General features: G+C 50.3%; 15 protein-coding genes. 4 read left to right on the top strand and 11 right to left on the bottom strand.

What is annotated here, in order from left to right:
• Positions 1-93 precede the first annotated feature (93 nt).
• The 3 genes from ACYVIC_RS08820 to ACYVIC_RS08810 all read left to right on the top strand — a co-directional run bounded on the left by ACYVIC_RS08820 (position 94) and on the right by ACYVIC_RS08810 (position 3,293).
• Positions 94-729 carry a hypothetical protein gene (locus ACYVIC_RS08820; RefSeq protein WP_460859135.1) on the top strand — a complete coding sequence of 212 codons (636 nt, stop codon included), beginning with the start codon at positions 94-96 and terminating at the stop codon, positions 727-729.
• A gap of 164 nt (positions 730-893) precedes the next feature.
• Entirely contained in the window at positions 894-2,237 is a 1,344-nt protein-coding gene (locus ACYVIC_RS08815) for a sphingomyelin phosphodiesterase (RefSeq protein WP_460859133.1), read from the top strand.
• 51 nt (positions 2,238-2,288) lie between these two features.
• Positions 2,289-3,293 carry a lipase secretion chaperone gene (locus ACYVIC_RS08810; RefSeq protein WP_460859131.1) on the top strand — a complete coding sequence of 335 codons (1,005 nt, stop codon included), beginning with the start codon at positions 2,289-2,291 and terminating at the stop codon, positions 3,291-3,293.
• Positions 3,294-3,301: 8 nt separating this feature from the next.
• On the opposite strand, the gene ACYVIC_RS08805 is transcribed toward ACYVIC_RS08810, so the two are convergent.
• The 7 genes from ACYVIC_RS08805 to ACYVIC_RS08775 all read right to left on the bottom strand — a co-directional run bounded on the left by ACYVIC_RS08805 (position 3,302) and on the right by ACYVIC_RS08775 (position 11,267).
• Positions 3,302-3,718, bottom strand: coding sequence for an ExbD/TolR family protein (locus tag ACYVIC_RS08805; protein ID WP_460859129.1), 417 nt, complete (start codon positions 3,716-3,718; stop codon positions 3,302-3,304).
• Positions 3,719-4,444: a MotA/TolQ/ExbB proton channel family protein gene (locus ACYVIC_RS08800; protein ID WP_460859127.1), complete on the bottom strand. Its 726-nt coding sequence runs from the start codon at positions 4,442-4,444 to the stop codon at positions 3,719-3,721.
• Positions 4,445-4,446: 2 nt separating this feature from the next.
• Positions 4,447-5,220 carry an energy transducer TonB gene (locus ACYVIC_RS08795; protein WP_460859125.1) on the bottom strand — a complete coding sequence of 258 codons (774 nt, stop codon included), beginning with the start codon at positions 5,218-5,220 and terminating at the stop codon, positions 4,447-4,449.
• A complete protein-coding gene (locus ACYVIC_RS08790; protein WP_460859123.1) occupies positions 5,220-7,523 on the bottom strand; it encodes a TonB-dependent hemoglobin/transferrin/lactoferrin family receptor in 2,304 nt (767 codons plus the stop codon). Before ACYVIC_RS08790 ends, ACYVIC_RS08795 begins: the two co-directional genes overlap by 1 nt.
• 21 nt (positions 7,524-7,544) lie before the next feature.
• Positions 7,545-8,162 carry an EF-hand domain-containing protein gene (locus ACYVIC_RS08785; RefSeq protein ID WP_460859121.1) on the bottom strand — a complete coding sequence of 206 codons (618 nt, stop codon included), beginning with the start codon at positions 8,160-8,162 and terminating at the stop codon, positions 7,545-7,547.
• 10 nt (positions 8,163-8,172) lie between these two features.
• Positions 8,173-8,970, bottom strand: coding sequence for a DUF4198 domain-containing protein (locus tag ACYVIC_RS08780; RefSeq protein WP_460859119.1), 798 nt, complete (start codon positions 8,968-8,970; stop codon positions 8,173-8,175).
• Positions 8,971-9,146: 176 nt separating this feature from the next.
• The gene (locus tag ACYVIC_RS08775; protein WP_460859117.1) at positions 9,147-11,267 is read right to left on the bottom strand and encodes a S9 family peptidase; all 2,121 of its coding nucleotides are present in this window, start codon (positions 11,265-11,267) and stop codon (positions 9,147-9,149) included.
• A 210-nt stretch (positions 11,268-11,477) separates the two neighbouring features.
• Between ACYVIC_RS08775 and ACYVIC_RS08770 the strand changes: the two genes are divergently transcribed.
• Complete coding sequence (locus tag ACYVIC_RS08770; protein ID WP_460859115.1) at positions 11,478-11,660, top strand: helix-turn-helix domain-containing protein; 183 nt, start codon at positions 11,478-11,480, stop codon at positions 11,658-11,660.
• Here the strand turns inward: ACYVIC_RS08770 and ACYVIC_RS08765 are convergent.
• From ACYVIC_RS08765 to ACYVIC_RS08750, 4 genes are read right to left on the bottom strand one after another with little or no spacing between them, the layout of a single operon-like run.
• Positions 11,655-12,524, bottom strand: coding sequence for a phosphotransferase (locus ACYVIC_RS08765; RefSeq protein ID WP_460859113.1), 870 nt, complete (start codon positions 12,522-12,524; stop codon positions 11,655-11,657). The genes ACYVIC_RS08770 and ACYVIC_RS08765 overlap by 6 nt on opposite strands.
• Entirely contained in the window at positions 12,476-13,105 is a 630-nt protein-coding gene (gene pnuC, locus ACYVIC_RS08760) for a nicotinamide riboside transporter PnuC (RefSeq protein WP_460859110.1), read from the bottom strand. Before pnuC ends, ACYVIC_RS08765 begins: the two co-directional genes overlap by 49 nt.
• Complete coding sequence (locus ACYVIC_RS08755; RefSeq protein WP_460859108.1) at positions 13,102-13,350, bottom strand: YkoF family thiamine/hydroxymethylpyrimidine-binding protein; 249 nt, start codon at positions 13,348-13,350, stop codon at positions 13,102-13,104. Before ACYVIC_RS08755 ends, pnuC begins: the two co-directional genes overlap by 4 nt.
• Before the next feature lie 29 nt (positions 13,351-13,379).
• Positions 13,380-15,467 (bottom strand): TonB-dependent receptor, encoded by a 2,088-nt coding sequence (locus ACYVIC_RS08750; protein WP_460859106.1) that lies wholly within the window; start codon positions 15,465-15,467, stop codon positions 13,380-13,382.
• Positions 15,468-15,497: the final 30 nt, after the last annotated feature.

The raw sequence follows: 15,497 nt of genomic DNA, 5'->3' as shown, positions 1-15,497 counted from the left end.
GTTATTCATAAATATCCCCGGCCAGACCGGGGATTTTTTATTTTGGCATCACAGTTAGCTATACTCACAAGACCATACTAATGAGATAGCCTTGTGAAAATTGGTGCCTTGCTATTAAATCTGTTGGCTTTTAGTGTTGTAGCTGCACAACCGGTGCGTATTGGTATGCCGCTGGGTGATTCCACCATCAGGCAAAAACTGCAGCTGCACCTTACTCAAATTTATTCTGAGCTGGGCTTTGAACCCGAGTTTATTCCACTGCCGTCTAAGCGGCGTTTGCGGCTGTTAAAAGATGGCGAAATTGATGCAGACTTATTTCGCATCTGTCAGTTAGATGAAGCCTATGCTGAGCTGCTGGTAGTACCGGTAATTTTGGATACACTGCAGCTAAATGCCTACAGCCTGAGCAGTACCAGGTTAATGAACTGGCAACAACGCAATGAGTTGCTGATAAGCCATATCCGCGGCTTTAAAATGGCCGAACAGCAAGAGTTTGCCGGCGTAAGAGTGCTGGTAAATAGTGATGCCCAAGCCTTTGGGCTAATGCTGCAAGGCCGGGTAGACATAGTTCTGGAAGACAGCCGCACAGCAGAGCAGTTTTTAACCCAACAGGCTGATACGCAACATATTATTTGGCAAAAAGTTGCCGACTTTGCCATGTGCCATATTGTCAACCGTAGCCTGCAACCACATTTACCGGCAATTACCAAACAGTTACAGAGCTACTAAGCTAGCAAGTTGTATTACAATTTTTTTAGTTAATACACGACTACCCCTCAGCAAAAATTCACTAATTATTCACCAAAGTGTTACCTAAAGTGCATTTTTCTATTCTAAGGTATTTGGCGTTGCCTATTGGCTTACTGCACGACTAGAAAACCAGAGAGATCCCTATGCACTTACTATCGACTTTACCGTTAAAAAATTGGCTGCACGGTTTATTGTTTATCAGCCTGAGCCTATCGGGCGTGGCTTATGCTGACAGCTATGTATTTATCACAAATTCTACGCCTGAAACTGTGCAAATTAACGTGGCACAAACGGGTAGTAGCCGGTTAACAGCCGGTAGCCAGTGGCGACAGGAAGCAACAGAAATTGCCCCTTATGCCACGGCCAGGGTTCTGGCATTTAACCGTAATGTCGGTGTTAAAAGAGGTAAAACCTATCAATTTGATACCCAGATCACCGCTGGCAGCTCTACTGTTATTGCTCGCCAGCAAATGACAGGTAATTGGGTTGGCAGCAGCATACGCCACAGTATCACCACCACAAACAATCAGGCCCCCTGGTTTACGGACCGCAATATACATCGCTATCAGGCACCTTATCAGAACCGGCCCAGCACTCAGGCTTTCGCGGCACAATTTACCGGCGGCTATGATGACTTTTACTACACCATTAGCAACCTGCCGCCGCAGGAACCACTAGCAGGTGCAAACACGCTGAAAATACTCACCTACAACATCTATGCCCTGCCGTTGGTTGCCAGTGATATCGGCGCGCGCCTGACAGAACTGCCCGCTGCCGTAAAAGGCTATGACGTACTGTTTTTACAAGAAGCCTTTTCATCTGACAGCCCAGCCATGCTGCGCGAGCTGGCAAACGAGTATCCCTACCAGACACAAATTTTGCGCGCACCGTTATCGGGTATTAACGTTTACAACGGTGGTGTGGTGATTGTTAGCCGCTACCCCCTGGGCCAGGTCGATTATGTGGTATACCCCGATTGTACCGGCACCGACTGTTTTGCCGACAAAGGCTACATTTATGCGGAAGTAATTAAAAACGGTCAGGGCTATCATTTGGTGAATACCCACGCCGCGTCTTTTGATACCGACGCCGCCAGACAGATGCGCCAAAGCCAGTTTAAGCTAATGCAACAGCATGTCGCCGCCGAGCTTATTCCGTCCACCGATGCAGTAATTTATGGTGGCGACTTCAATGTTAATAAACTGCGCTTTGCCGACGACTACAGCCAGATGCAAAGCAACCTTAGCGCTGTTGTGCCTGCGATAAGTGGCTATAGCGCCTCGACTTTTGACCCACGGGTAAACCACTACGCCGCCAGTTACGACACGGTGGAATATCTGGATTATCTGGTATATAGCACTGCGCATCGTCAGCCCCGTCAGGCCGGTAATGATGTACGGGTACTGCGCAGCACTAGTGATGCGCTGTGGCGCAAGTGGGATCTGTCGGATCATTTTGCCGTACTGGGTGAGTTCCGTTTTGACTAAACCTTGTGCAAAACACGCTATCAACCAACGGCCTGCAACCAGGACATGATGATGAAAAAATGGCTTGCTCTGATTGCCATAACGGCACTTGGTTCAACACTGCTATGGCTATATGCTGACAGCAGCACGCAAAATGACATTGGTGTTGCTCTGCCCTTAAGCCAGAGTCCGGCCATAAACAGCGGATCTGATACAACGATGGCAGGCAAAATACCTTCCCTACACCCTGCAGCGGAGCAAGCTGACGAGCGTGTTACTGGCATACAACAGCGCCTAAAGGCTGAAATCCGGGCGGCGCTGCAACAGATGCAAACACACACCAAAGAGCAAAATCTGCAGCAGTGGCTGCATCAGTTCTGGGCAAATTGCCAAAAAGTCGGGCCTGAGCAATGCCAGCAGACACTGGCTCAATATCAACATCAACTGAGTGCAGAACAGGCAGCCTGGCTACAACAGTTGCTAGCGCAATATCACGACTATCAGCAGTTGCTGGGTGAGCTGGTGATGGACAACAGCCTGGATAAACCGACCCAGTATGATGAAGTAAAAAAGCTTCGTCAGCGCTTGTTTGCCGATGATTACGACAGCCTGTTTGGCCGGGAAGAGCAATGGGCAGCTCAGCGCTTTGCCTATGGCCAATTGCTGGCACAGCGTGATCAGTTAGACGCTGCGCAACGGCTGGAAGCGCTGTTTGCCCAGCAACAGCAGCTGCCACCAGAGTTGCAGCCGTTATTCAGCGCCGATCTGTTGTATCAACAGGCTCTGGATATGCTGACCGATCTACCCGGCGACGAACGCCTGCGCTGGCAAGCACAGCTACGTCAACGCTACTTTGGCGCCGACGCTGAGCAAGTGGCACAACACGAAGCAAACCAAGCCAGCCAACTGCAGCAGCGCCAGCTGTACCTGCAACAACGCGCGCTGCTACAACAACAATACGCCAGCCTGAAACAACAATTGCTAGCCGACAACGCCAGTGCAGGTGAGCTACAGCAGTGGCAGCAAGATTACGCAGCGGCCCTGGTACAACTCAGGCAGCAACATTTCGGCTCATAGAGGCACAGTTAGATAAGGCTAATCGGTTCAGTAACAAACCCCAGCTGGCTAATGCCCAGCTGCTGTGCCAGCGCCATCACTGTTAGCACATGCTGGTATTCCACCGCTTTATCGGCCATTAGTTGCAGCGGTGGCTGCTGCGGCTGTGCGGCGACTTGCGTAAGCCGTTGTTGCAGTTGTGCTGCCGTTACTACTTCACTGTTCCACTGTACACTGCCATCGCGTAGCACGCTGATGGCAATGCTGTCGGGTTGCGTTGCAACTGGTTCAGCACTGGCTTGCGGTAGCTGCACCAACACTGATTGGGTTAATACCGGCATGGTGATCATAAAAATAATCAGCAGCACCAGCATTACATCCACCAGCGGTGTCATATTAATTTCACTGATGATGTCATCATCCGGCGAATCAATAGAAAACGCCATTTACGCACTCTCCTGTTTAACATTTAGCAAACTCAGATTGGCTTTGGGTGCCGCACCGGTAAGAAAATAGGCATGTAACTGATGGGCAAAGCGGCTAAGTCGGGTGATTACGGCTTTATTCGCCCGCTGCAAAGCGTTATAGCCCAGCACCGCAGGTATGGCGACTGCCAGGCCAACGGCAGTCATAATCAGCGCTTCGCCGACCGGGCCTGCTACCTTATCAATACCGGCCTGACCAGATACACCAATGCTGACCAGCGCATGATAAATGCCCCACACCGTGCCAAACAGGCCGATAAAGGGCGCGGTTGAACCTACGGATGCAAGCACCGGCAAGCCACGTTGTAATTGCTGTACATTGTCGTCAATTGCATTGCGCAGGCAGGCACTAAGCCAGTCATTTAAACTAAGTTGGCCATGTAAATCGGCTTTATGCAGACGGTGGTGATCTACCGCCGCCTGACCTTCTTCGGCCAGCATGCGATATGGGCTGGCACTGCTGCCAGGCTGCAGCAACTGCAAACCTTCGGCAAAACTTTGTGCATGCCAAAAATCGCGCGAGGCGTTATTGGCCGGGCGCAAACGCCATAGCTGTAGGCTGCGCCAGATAATGACGCTCCAACTGGCAACGGACATGAGTAGCAATAACATTGCCACACCTTTAATAACCCAATCACTTTGTGCCCATAACGCCGATATGCCGTAGGGATTATCTGTTAGTTGCATCCTTAATTAACTCCTTCGGTTAAGGAAAATTCCACCCGCTGGCGGTAACGGTAATCTATGGCTTCAGCGCCACGCTGAGCCGGTTGATAACGCCAACGCTGTACCGCCAACAACGCAGCTTTATCTAACCTGGGGTAACCACTGCTTTGTTGCACAGTGACGTCTGCTACTTTGCCGCTGGCCAGCACAGTTAGTTCCAGCACTACGGTGCCCTGTTCGCGCAATTTGCGGGATAACTGCGGATAGAGCGGTGGCGCATTGTCGTGCGCCGTTGCATTTAACAATGGTGCTGATACCGGCGCGGCTTTCGCCGCTGAGCTATGTTTCGTTGCCGCATTGTCGGCAACAGTCGCCGTGTCAACTGACGAAACAGGCTCCGGCTGGCGTGCGCTAGCTGTAGCCGGCAGGCTCGGTTTGCCTGCAGCCTTATCAGGTTTAACTGATATTGCGTTGGCGTGTTTAACCGCAGCGGCCTTTGCCGGCGCGCTGACAGATCCGGGTTTACGTTCTGGCTTGTGGTCTGGTTCTGACATGAGTTCTGGTTGCCGCTTGTGCTGTAGCGGCGCTGAAGCAGCTTGCGAGGCAGGCTGTTGCACAAATACGCCGGTTAACACTGGCGGCTGGGTTGCTGGCGCACTGCTGTTCGCGGCCAGATACCAAAACAGCGGTAACATATGTGCGGTTAATACCGTGCCCAGTGTCAACAAAAAGCCCCCTGCTTTAGCAGCAGGGGGAAGGCTTTGCACCAGCGGTTGCATAGCGGTGGGAGAGAACATTAAAAGCTGTAGCTGATGGCCAGTTTAGCGTAACGGCCCGGTTCGCTGTAACGCTGTAAACCGTCACCACCTGGCAGCACGCCACCACGCGCACCACTGCCCACCCAATTAGTGACAAACCTTACCCGCTGCCACTGGTAATACTCTTCGTCAAACAGGTTGTAAATACCGGCACTTAAGCGCCATTGCGGGCTAATATCGTAGTTGGCCATTAAGTCGACTATGGTGTAGCTGTCGGTTAGATACGGGTAAGTTGCAGCATCACTGCTATCAGCGCTGTAAGCGTCTTTGGCTTTCTTCGCTGCACTGTAGCTAATATTTGCCGTCAGATCCCAATTGGCGGCATCATAGCGCAGGCCAAATACCGCTGACGCCGGGTTAACACTGCGCAGAGGCTGGCCGCCAGCCGTTTCGCCATCGTTATACGATAGTGCCAGCCGTGAGCTGAGCGCGCCACTGATACGCCAACCTGCTTCCAGTTCTACACCCTCTACGTCGGCTTTACCGGTATTAGCCATAGTGGTGTATTGATTACCCAGTGATTCAGTACAAACACCACGGAAGCAGCTCTCGTATACTGTATCCGGGTTTTGCAGCAGCACTACGGTATCTATCATGTCACTGTAACGATCGTTAAACACTGACACCGCCAACAATAGGCTATCGGTTTGATAACGGTAACCCGCCTCCAGATTCAGGCTACGTTCGGCTTTTAAATCGGGGTTAGCTATACTTCCCAGTAAGCCTTCAACCAGTTGCCCTGAGGCTTTTTCAGTAAGGCTAACAAGAGACGTTGGTGCGTACATTTCGGCTACCGTCGGAGCGCGAAAGCCGCGCCCGGCTTGCAGCCAAACTTGCTGTGCCGTGTCCAACTGATACGTCAGATTGCTTTGCCAGGTAAAGGCCGAAAAATCAACATCAGCAATAGTTTGTGTGTTGTCGCTGAACTGCTCGTCAAACTGCGGGCGGTATTTTAGTGCATCAAAACGTCCGCCCAGGCTCAATGTCCAGCGCGGCGCCAGCTTAATGATGTCGCGGCCATAAAGGCTAACAGCTGTTACATCGGTTTGCGGCACCTGGTCAGGGTCGATTACCGGTGGGCTGGCCAGCTCGCCGGTTTGGCCGATATAGCGCCGGTCGATAGCCGAATATTCCACTTTACGCTGCTCAATTGAGCCACCATAAAGCCATTGCTGGTGCAGGCTGTTTCCAAACAGTTCTTTGTCCAGCGCTACCGCCAGTTTAAGCTGCTGTTGTTTAAAGTCACGATCTTCACTGCGCAGGCAGGGTGATACGCCGCCATTGATTGCACCGCTGCAGCCAGTGGTCAACATAGTGGTTAAACCATTGTTGTAGTTGGACTGGTAATCGAGGGTAGCATTGACGCTGTCAGCAAAAGTCTGTGCTGCCAGCCATTCATACTGCAGCCCAAAGCGCTTGCGCTCGATATCATCATCGCCACGGCGCGATAAATAAACATTATCCAGCCTGGACTGGTTATCCAACTCGCTATGCTGTGTGAAATATTCGCCAATCCAGCCCAGCCGCTGAGTGTCAGTTAACTGGTATTGCAACTTGGCCAGAATATTGTCACTGCTGTAATCCAGTGGGTCAGCAACAGTTCGACCGGCACCGCTGATATTTTCACCGGAGCGGGAGGTTTTGTTCTCTGCCCCATCCCGGCGAGTATACACCAACAAGGATTCCAGCTTACCGCTGCGGTTTGCCAGAGTGGTACTGAACGAGGTTTCATCATTCAAGCCGCTAAAACCGGCTTTTAACCCCAGGTGGCTGTCATCACCTTGTGACTGCAAATAATCAGCCGGATCTTTGGTAACAAATAGTACAGCACCGGCCAAAGCACCACTGCCAGCCGCAATGGCATCAGCACCTTTGATAATTTCAACCTGTTTTAGAGCATCAATATCGACGCCACCGCGGGCAGAGCGAAAAAATTCGTAGGCAACAAAGGTTGGCGGGTCCAGCGTTTCGCCAAGCGATAAACCGTCAACTGTGATCGCCACCCGGTCTCCGTCCAGGCCGCGGATATTAAAGCCGTTGCTACCAAAACGGCCCATATCGGTGGTGGCAACGCCCGGTACAAAACGTACCACATCGGCAATGTTTTGCGCTTGTTGTTGCTGTAACTCAGTGGCGCCAAGTTGCTGAGATTGTTTGCTGTTGGCTGTTTGCGGTGCTTGCGCGGTTACCGATACGGTATCCAGCTCAGGCGCAGCCGTTTGTGCAAGTAAGGGTAAAGCAATGGCATGGCTAATTGCCAGCGCCAATAAGGTGTACTGCATAATAATACTCTCCTGCGGCGTTTATTTACTGAGCGCGGTGCGCTCAGTCACAGTGCGGGCAATCTGCTGGTCCAGCCGATCAGCAAATTCACTGACATATTCGTCATAGCTCAGTGCACCATCGCGGTTAGTATCGACACCGGCAAACTGGGCGGCACGGCCTTGCTCATATTCAGCGCGGCTTACCCTGCCATCATTATTGCTGTCGTACATTGCCAGCATACCCTCTACAGAATGCGTGGTCGGCATTTGCAGCAGGCGCTCACGCCGTGGTTGCTGTGCGCGCGGAGCTTGTTGCTGGCTTTGCTCTGCTCTGGTTTGCTCAGCTCGGGTATCTTCACCGCGCGGCGCCGGTTTGGGATCGGCGCCAGACAACACGCCATCTTTATTGGTGTCCATACGCTCAAACGCCAAATCACCAGAGCGGCTAAACTCCGCACGACTGATATAACCGTCTTCATCTTTATCTAACGCATTAAAACGCACATGGGTTTGGCGTAAATGGCCGGCCCGCTCACTGGCCAGCTGCTGTTGCTGTGCTGTTGTCAGCTCTACTTTGGCAACAGTACTGCTGCAACCGGCCAGATAAGCACTGCTTAAAGCTAAAAACAGGGCGGTGAATAAATGCGGCTTGTTCATATCATCTCCGTTACTCAGTCACTTCCAGCACAACGCTGTAGGTGTAGCTATAGGTTGGTACTTTAGCGGTAGTGGGCGCAGCCGTGCGGTAACGGCTAACAAGCAGGTAACTGCCTTGTTGTTGTGGCACAAAACTGATAACCCCGGCGCTGTCGCTGGTTAGCTGATAGGTTGCCTGTTCATCATTGGCGCCCTTGGCCACCAGATAGGCATTAACATTTTGCTGCGGCAATGGCTTGCCGTTGTACAGCACACGGGCGCGCACTGTGCTGTCGGTATAAAGGTCATTTGGATGGCTTAAGAACTCCAGCTCTAACGCATCGCCGGTCGCTTTTACCGCTGCATGATTCGGTGCGCCTTTACTGACATAGGTTTCTGCACGGGTAACGGCCTGAAAATGGGCGATAGATTTAGCCCCTGCTGGCAACACAAAGGCGGGGTCGCGGCTGTTTTTGCGCTCGCCATTTAGCTCGTAGGTGTGAAACACCGCGCCATAGCGCAAGCCGGTGCTAAAACGGTAAGTGCCGTCGGCATCTACTTTATGCTCGGCGGTTGTGCGGGTGGTAGCATAGTGCACACTAAGTGGCGCTTGTGTTTGCCCGGACGGTGTCAGAACAACAAAGTTGCTATTGTCAAACACCGCTTCGGGCAGAAAAAATTGGTCGGCAAAAGCCGCATCCAGGCTTACCCAACCACCTCTAACCGGTTCAAAACTGGTCGGGTTTAAATAAGGCACATGTGCCAACGCACTGAAACTGGTAACCAGCATGGCGCCAGCCAATGCGGCAGACTTAACTGAAACAGACATTGCAGCTCCTAATGATAATAATTCTTATTAACAAGCGGACTGCACTTTACGCTAACTCAGATTTAGTTGCAAATGATAATTGATCTTATTTGCATTTGACTGCAATTTATCTTTCATAAGGGACAGTTTTAGATAAAAAAACCGGGCCTAAGCCCGGTTGATATGCTGCTGTAACCTTACTGGTTTATCCCCAGAAGATTAAGGATAAAAGCATATTCTTCAGCAATTTGTGCCTGGCGGGCAAAACGGCCAGATTTACCGCCGTGACCGGCTTCCATCGTGGTTTTAAACAACAACGGCTTAGTATCCGTTTTATGAGTGCGTAACTTTGCTACCCATTTTGCCGGCTCAAAATACTGAACTTGAGAGTCATGCAAACCTGTGGTGACCAACATAGCCGGATATGCCTGCTTACTTACCTGATCATAGGGTGAGTACGACAGCATATAATCGTAGTAAGCTTTTTGTTTCGGGTTGCCCCATTCGTCAAACTCATTGGTGGTCAGCGGAATAGTTTCATCGAGCATAGTAGTAACCACATCAACAAAAGGTACGTGCGCTACTAATCCACGGTATTTTTGTGGTGCCATATTGGCTACTGCGCCCATTAGCAAACCGCCGGCACTGCCGCCCATACCAAATACTTTGTCTTTCGCAACATAGTTGTTGGCAACCAGATAGTCAGTGACGTCGATGTAGTCGTTAAAGGTGTTAATTTTGTTCAGCAGTTTGCCATCTTCATACCAGTGCCGGCCCATTTCCTGGCCGCCGCGAATATGGGCAATCGCATAGACAAAGCCCCGGTCTACCAGCGACAATACCGTATCGCGAAAACGCGGATCAGATGAACTACCATAAGAGCCATAGGCATACTGATACAACGGTGCCGTACCATCGCGTTTGAAGTCTTTCTTATACAATAGAGACACCGGCACTTTTACGCCATCACGTGCTGTGGCCCATACCCGGTCAGTAGCATAGTTGTTTTTGTCAAAGCCACCCGGTACTTCGGTTTGCTTTAACAGCTGCTTTTCACCGCTTTGCATATTCAGTGCAAATACACTGGCCGGTGTGGTTAGCGAGGTATAGGTATACCGCAACACGTCAGTATTTTGCTGCGGATTAACTTCAAAGCCGGCAACATAAGCCGCTTCGTCTGAGGCAACATAGAATGCTTTATCCGGTGCATTCCATGGCATCACTTTAATGCGGCGTAAACCGTCGCTACGCTCATTAATGGCAAGGTAGTTGTCAAAAGCGGTAAAATCCTGAATGAACACCTTTTCGTTATGAGCGATTAGCGGTTGCCATTGGTTACGGTCGCCAATGTTATCAGCAGCAACAGTCATAATGCGGTAGTTTGGCGCTTGCCAGTCGGTTTGAATAATCCAGCGGCCATTTAAATGCTCAGCGCTGTACTTTACGTTGCGCTCACGCGGCGCCAGGCTTTTAAAAGCACTGCCAGGTTTACTGGCATCCATTACCTGTATCTCACTGGATACGGTACTGCTGGTGTAGATCAAGACATAATTATCGTCAGTGGTGTTACCCACGCCCATATAAAAACTGTTGTCGGTTTCTTCATAGACTAACTTAGCTTTGGCTGGGTCTTGTCCCAGCATGTGCTGCAACACTTGTGTACTTAGCAAAGTTACCGGGTCGTTTTTTACCAGATATAGGGTTTTGCTGTCCTTAGCCCAAGCCAGGCTTGACGATAACCCCGTTAACACATCAGGTAAATCCTTACCGGTCCGCAGATCCCGCACTTTTAATGTGTACTGTCGGCGACCGCTGTCATCCTCCATGTAAGCAATATAGTTTTGATCCGGGCTAACCTGCCAGTTCGATACCGCATAATAGCTTTTACCTTTGGCAAGCTCATTTACATCCAGCATGACCTGCTCAGTACCGTCTTTTAACGCCTTGCGCAGATAAATCGGGTATTCCTTGCCGGTTTCATAACGGCGGTAGTAGCTGTAGTCGCCTTTGGTATAAGGCACTGAGCTATCATCCTGTTTGATGCGGCCAATAATTTCCGCTGTCAGCTTATCGGTTAACGGTTGATAGGCGCTGGCATAGTGGTTAGCGTAATCATTTTCACGGTGCAGATAATCTAGCACCGTCGGTGAGGTGCGACTGTCATCACGCAACCAGTAGTAGGGATCTTGCCGGTCACCGTTTGGTGAGGTTACGGTATAAGGCTGCTGCACCGCAACAGGTGGCGACATGTCAGTGGCAATAGCAAAATGCGCAGCAAATAATGTTGCACATATTGCAGAGTAGGCAACCGGTTTCATTAATATCTCTCCTGATCAAACACTTAAATAGTATATAAAAATCGTAACGTTAGCATGCTATTACTGACGACACTATCAAACACAGTTTGAAAAAGTGTAACGGTTTATGTAACAACGCAGTAAAACCACAACAGCTGACCTTGAGACTATTCACAAAATGACTAAAATGCGCTATTACTGAAAGGCTAACTACATACAAGGAAAACGAAAATGGCGTTAATGACCGTCGATCAGGTAGCAGAATTTCTTGGCGTTCAGGCAATAAGGGTTGAACGGCTGGCAAGAGAAAACCTGTTGGTACCTGTCGAAAAAGACAGCGATGGCAAACCAATGTTTAATGAAGAGGACGTAAAGCGCTATAAAACCCTGGCAGAACGCCTCGGCGGGCTATAACTGGCGCTGCAACTGCTGCAATTGTAATTGCCACTGCCCGGCCTTCACTTGACAGCCTGGCAGTGCCAAATACCATAACCAGCAAAAGCCGGCATACAATGCTTTTGCTGGCTTCAGTTTTTCGGTTAATTGCAACAGCAATTCAGGCTTTTGTCGCAAACTAACATATTGCTGCAACAAGGCGTATTGCTGTTGTTTATCCAACTCAAAATGTAAACACAACGCTGCCAGATCCAAGCTACTGTCAGCACGTTGGCTGTATTCGAAATCCAGCAACCACAATGAATTGTTGGCCCAGAGTAAATTGCCCTGATGCAAATCCAAATGACACAAGACTTCATCCGCAACGCAGTTGCTAAGCTGAGCAGCAGCTTGCTGCAAAAATGCCATTAGCCCCATCGCTGCCGGCGGTAAATCGGTTACTGCTTGCTGTAACTGTAAAAGATAAGCCCTGTAATCCAGCACCGGGGTTTGCACCTGCAACAAATGAAACGGCACCAGCACCTGCAATAGCGGTGATATACCAAGCTGGTCATAACGGTAAGCTTCAGAGTCTGCGATGTAGTCGCTAAGCATAATCTGATAATGATTATTCAGGCACAGTGGCGCCGGCGCCAGGCCCCGGGCAGCAGCAGCGTGTTGACAACGCAGTTCCTGCTGGCGACACACAGCCGACTCTGCCGGATAACAGCGCAGCACGTAGTCCCCTTTGCTGGTTCGTACGTAATAACTCTGATTACTGTCACCCTGTGATAAGGCCCGCACGGCGATTGGTGGCTGGCTAACAAAAAACTCCAGCCGCTGGCAAAGCCGCGTTACACGCTCAATCTCACTGAGGGTTGCTGTTGATAATGACTGCGCCAAATAAAGTACCCTGCTATAGCAATAACGGTATACAGCATAAACAAGCCAGTGAGGAAATACAGGTGTTTTTCTGCGTAAACGTAAATTGATACTGCATCTATCACCACCCAATACAACCAGTTTGACACCAGCTTGCGCGCTACCAGCCAGGTAGCCATTACGCTAAACACCGTAGTTTGCGCATCCAGATAAGCAAAGTCGGCCTGAGTATAGTTGGCCATAAAGCTGCCCAACACCAGGCCGGCTATGGCGCTAACTGAAATTAACACGGCATGACGCTGCCAGGGCCACTCGTATACCGGGCCACGTGCTTCAGGTGAACGCTGGCGCAACTGCTGCCAACGCCACCAGCCATACAATGCCATAGCGGCGTAATATAGCTGTAGTAACGCATCTGACAGCAGTGCAGATTGCCACATTACGTGGGTAAACAATACGGTACTCAACAATGCAGCCGGCCAGCACCACAGGCTTTGCTTCAAGGCCAATATCACATAAGCCAGCGCCAGTAAGGTGGCAGCCAGTTCTATGCTATGCATCAACTGCCACTGCGCCATTGCCTGGCTTATCAGCTCATTCATGGTCGTAAGTCACCGTGAATAAACTTCACCACAAATACGACCTTACCGAATTGCTCAAACGACCATTTAATGCAAGCCTGCAATGCCTGCATTACGCTGTCATAATCACCAAAAACCTGGGTGCTCATGGTATTAGTTAGTACGGTAATCTCCGGGTATGTGTTTAATTGCTCAATAAAGCCTTTAATTGGCGTAATATAATCATCTGCCAACGGATATTTGCTTATTTCAACCGATAGTTGCATTACTTAGTCTCCAAAAATGATTATTGGCATCAGAACTGATAACTGGCGCTAATACCTACCCGGCGCGGCTCGGCAAACTGCTGGTAAACATGCGGCTCGTAGCCATCGCGTGGGTCGTTACCAAAGTAAAAACCACGCACGCCAATGTCCTGATCCAACGCATTGCGGGTCCACAGCGCAAATTCCCAGTTGCTCAACTGATAGTTAAGACGGGCACCCAGTAGCTCGTAGCGCTGAGATCTGGCGTTGTGGCCATCAGAAAAATAAAATTCATCTTTACCCTGCAGGCTTACATTAAATGTCAGGCTGTCTGTGATATACCAGTCGGCGGCCACACTGTACTGGAAACGTGGCGCTTGCGCCTGCTCGCGGCCACTGAAGTTGTCACCATCGAGGGTAATATAGTTACCCAGTTTGGTTTTGATCCAGCTGGCAGATAAAAACACAGCCAGTTGCGGGTGCAGTTGCAGGCGGTTTTCCATTTCAATACCATAGTTGCGACCACTGCCGGCGTTATCGATAAAACCAGCAAATTGCGGGCCGCTATCCGGGTTTAGCCAGCCTTTTACCTGCATATCGTCACGCCACATATAAAATGCCGCCACCCGCGCAGTTATGCTTTGATCCAACGCACTGCCCTTCACACCAAATTCGGCGTTATACAGGGTTTCTGGCTTAAAGCTGGCCTTGCTGTTTAATTCGCTTAAGTTGCCATCGGCAGCTTTGGCCAGTGCATCACCATTAACGCCACCGGCTTTGTAACCGCGGGCAGCCAGCAGGTATACCAGTGCCTGCGAATTAACCTGATAATTCAGGCTGACATTCGCGCCCCACATCGTGTCGTGGTTTTTAATGCTATTGCCGCTGCTGTCGGTGTATTCATCATCATAGCGCTCCAGACGCAGGCCAGACACCAGGCTCCAACTGTCATTTAGCGGTGTAGTCAGCTCGCCGTAAACGGCGGCGTTAACACGATTTAAGCTACTGGCAAAGCTATCGGCCTGCCATAGATCCCAATTCCAGAACTGACGGGTTAACTCAAAGCCTTTATTGGCAGCATACAACCCCAATACCCAGTCGCTGTTACCCAGCTTACCCTCTGGCGTAGACGTAAAGCGGTAGTCCAGCGTTAGCTGGTCACGCTCACGCAGATAGCGGTCGGTAGTAGAATATTCATCCGGGTGAATGCCAACATAACTCCAGTCTTCATCAAAACCATAGTCGCTATCAGCCGCCAGCCAGCTCAGCTGTGCTGATACCGTAGCAAACGGCAAATCGCTGTAGTCTGCCGCTAACGCAACTGCTTTGCTTTGTATGTTATCCTGACCGGGTTGGTCCGATAACGTGGTGCGGTTGCGGTCCAGCGAAAAGGCATCATAACCATTTTTTTGCTCAACAAAATGGCTGATCAGTTGCAAAGATAAGGCTGCTGATGGTTGGTACTGCAGTTTAAACCGGCCGGTAAATTCGTCGATATTGTTAGTGTCATCACGGTTTAAAAAGGCATTTTCGATAAAGCCGTCTGAACGCTGATGCTCAAGCGCCATGCTGTAAGCCAACTGATCGCTAATAGCATTACTAAACTGGCCGGCTAGCTGGTAACTGTCATAATTGGCCAGGGTGCCGCTAATGCGGGCTTCGGGTGTAGGTGTTGGGCCTTTAGTGGTTAAATTTAGCATGCCAGCTAAGGCATTGGCACCAAAGCGGTTAGCTTGTGGGCCGCGAAATACCTCAAGCTGCGCTAAATCGCTAATGCCGCTTATGCCCAGGCCGGAGTAATCAATACCATCTATTAAAATACCCACCGACGGGTTAATGGTATCGACAAATTCGCTGCGCTCACCAATACCACGGATTTGAATATAGCGGCCGCGCGATGCACCGGCGCTAAAATTAACACCAGCGAGCTGCTGTAGCACATCATCTAAATGTTGCGCAGAAGTGCGCTTGGCGTCCTGCTCACTGATAATAGCCACGCTGCCGGCAACCTGTTGTACCGACTGCTGGCGAAAATCGCCCTGCACGCTGATGCGTTCAACAACAGTTTCAGCTTCCAAAGCCAGCACAGAAAAACTGCTACATACTGCAACAGCAACTAAAGACGGGAAAAAACGCATTTTTGTATGAATCTCCAGTAACTACAGAGA

Source organism: Rheinheimera gaetbuli (genome assembly GCF_054781935.1).
Note: the sequence above shows the minus strand (reverse complement) of the source record. Positions and strands in the feature narration are given on the sequence as shown.

Bases quoted from the DNA above. Each gene is read 5' to 3' on its own strand.
- ACYVIC_RS08815 (WP_460859133.1), top strand. From the start codon at position 894: ATGCACTTACTATCGACTTTACCGTTAAAAAATTGGCTGCACGGTTTA.
- ACYVIC_RS08810 (WP_460859131.1), top strand. From the start codon at position 2,289: ATGAAAAAATGGCTTGCTCTGATTGCCATAACGGCACTTGGTTCAACA.
- ACYVIC_RS08805 (WP_460859129.1), bottom strand. From the start codon at position 3,718: ATGGCGTTTTCTATTGATTCGCCGGATGATGACATCATCAGTGAAATT.
- ACYVIC_RS08800 (WP_460859127.1), bottom strand. From the start codon at position 4,444: ATGCAACTAACAGATAATCCCTACGGCATATCGGCGTTATGGGCACAA.
- ACYVIC_RS08795 (WP_460859125.1), bottom strand. From the start codon at position 5,220: ATGTTCTCTCCCACCGCTATGCAACCGCTGGTGCAAAGCCTTCCCCCT.
- ACYVIC_RS08790 (WP_460859123.1), bottom strand. From the start codon at position 7,523: ATGCAGTACACCTTATTGGCGCTGGCAATTAGCCATGCCATTGCTTTA.
- ACYVIC_RS08785 (WP_460859121.1), bottom strand. From the start codon at position 8,162: ATGAACAAGCCGCATTTATTCACCGCCCTGTTTTTAGCTTTAAGCAGT.
- ACYVIC_RS08780 (WP_460859119.1), bottom strand. From the start codon at position 8,970: ATGTCTGTTTCAGTTAAGTCTGCCGCATTGGCTGGCGCCATGCTGGTT.
- ACYVIC_RS08775 (WP_460859117.1), bottom strand. From the start codon at position 11,267: ATGAAACCGGTTGCCTACTCTGCAATATGTGCAACATTATTTGCTGCG.
- ACYVIC_RS08770 (WP_460859115.1), top strand. From the start codon at position 11,478: ATGGCGTTAATGACCGTCGATCAGGTAGCAGAATTTCTTGGCGTTCAG.
- pnuC (WP_460859110.1), bottom strand. From the start codon at position 13,105: ATGAATGAGCTGATAAGCCAGGCAATGGCGCAGTGGCAGTTGATGCAT.
- ACYVIC_RS08755 (WP_460859108.1), bottom strand. From the start codon at position 13,350: ATGCAACTATCGGTTGAAATAAGCAAATATCCGTTGGCAGATGATTAT.
- ACYVIC_RS08750 (WP_460859106.1), bottom strand. From the start codon at position 15,467: ATGCGTTTTTTCCCGTCTTTAGTTGCTGTTGCAGTATGTAGCAGTTTT.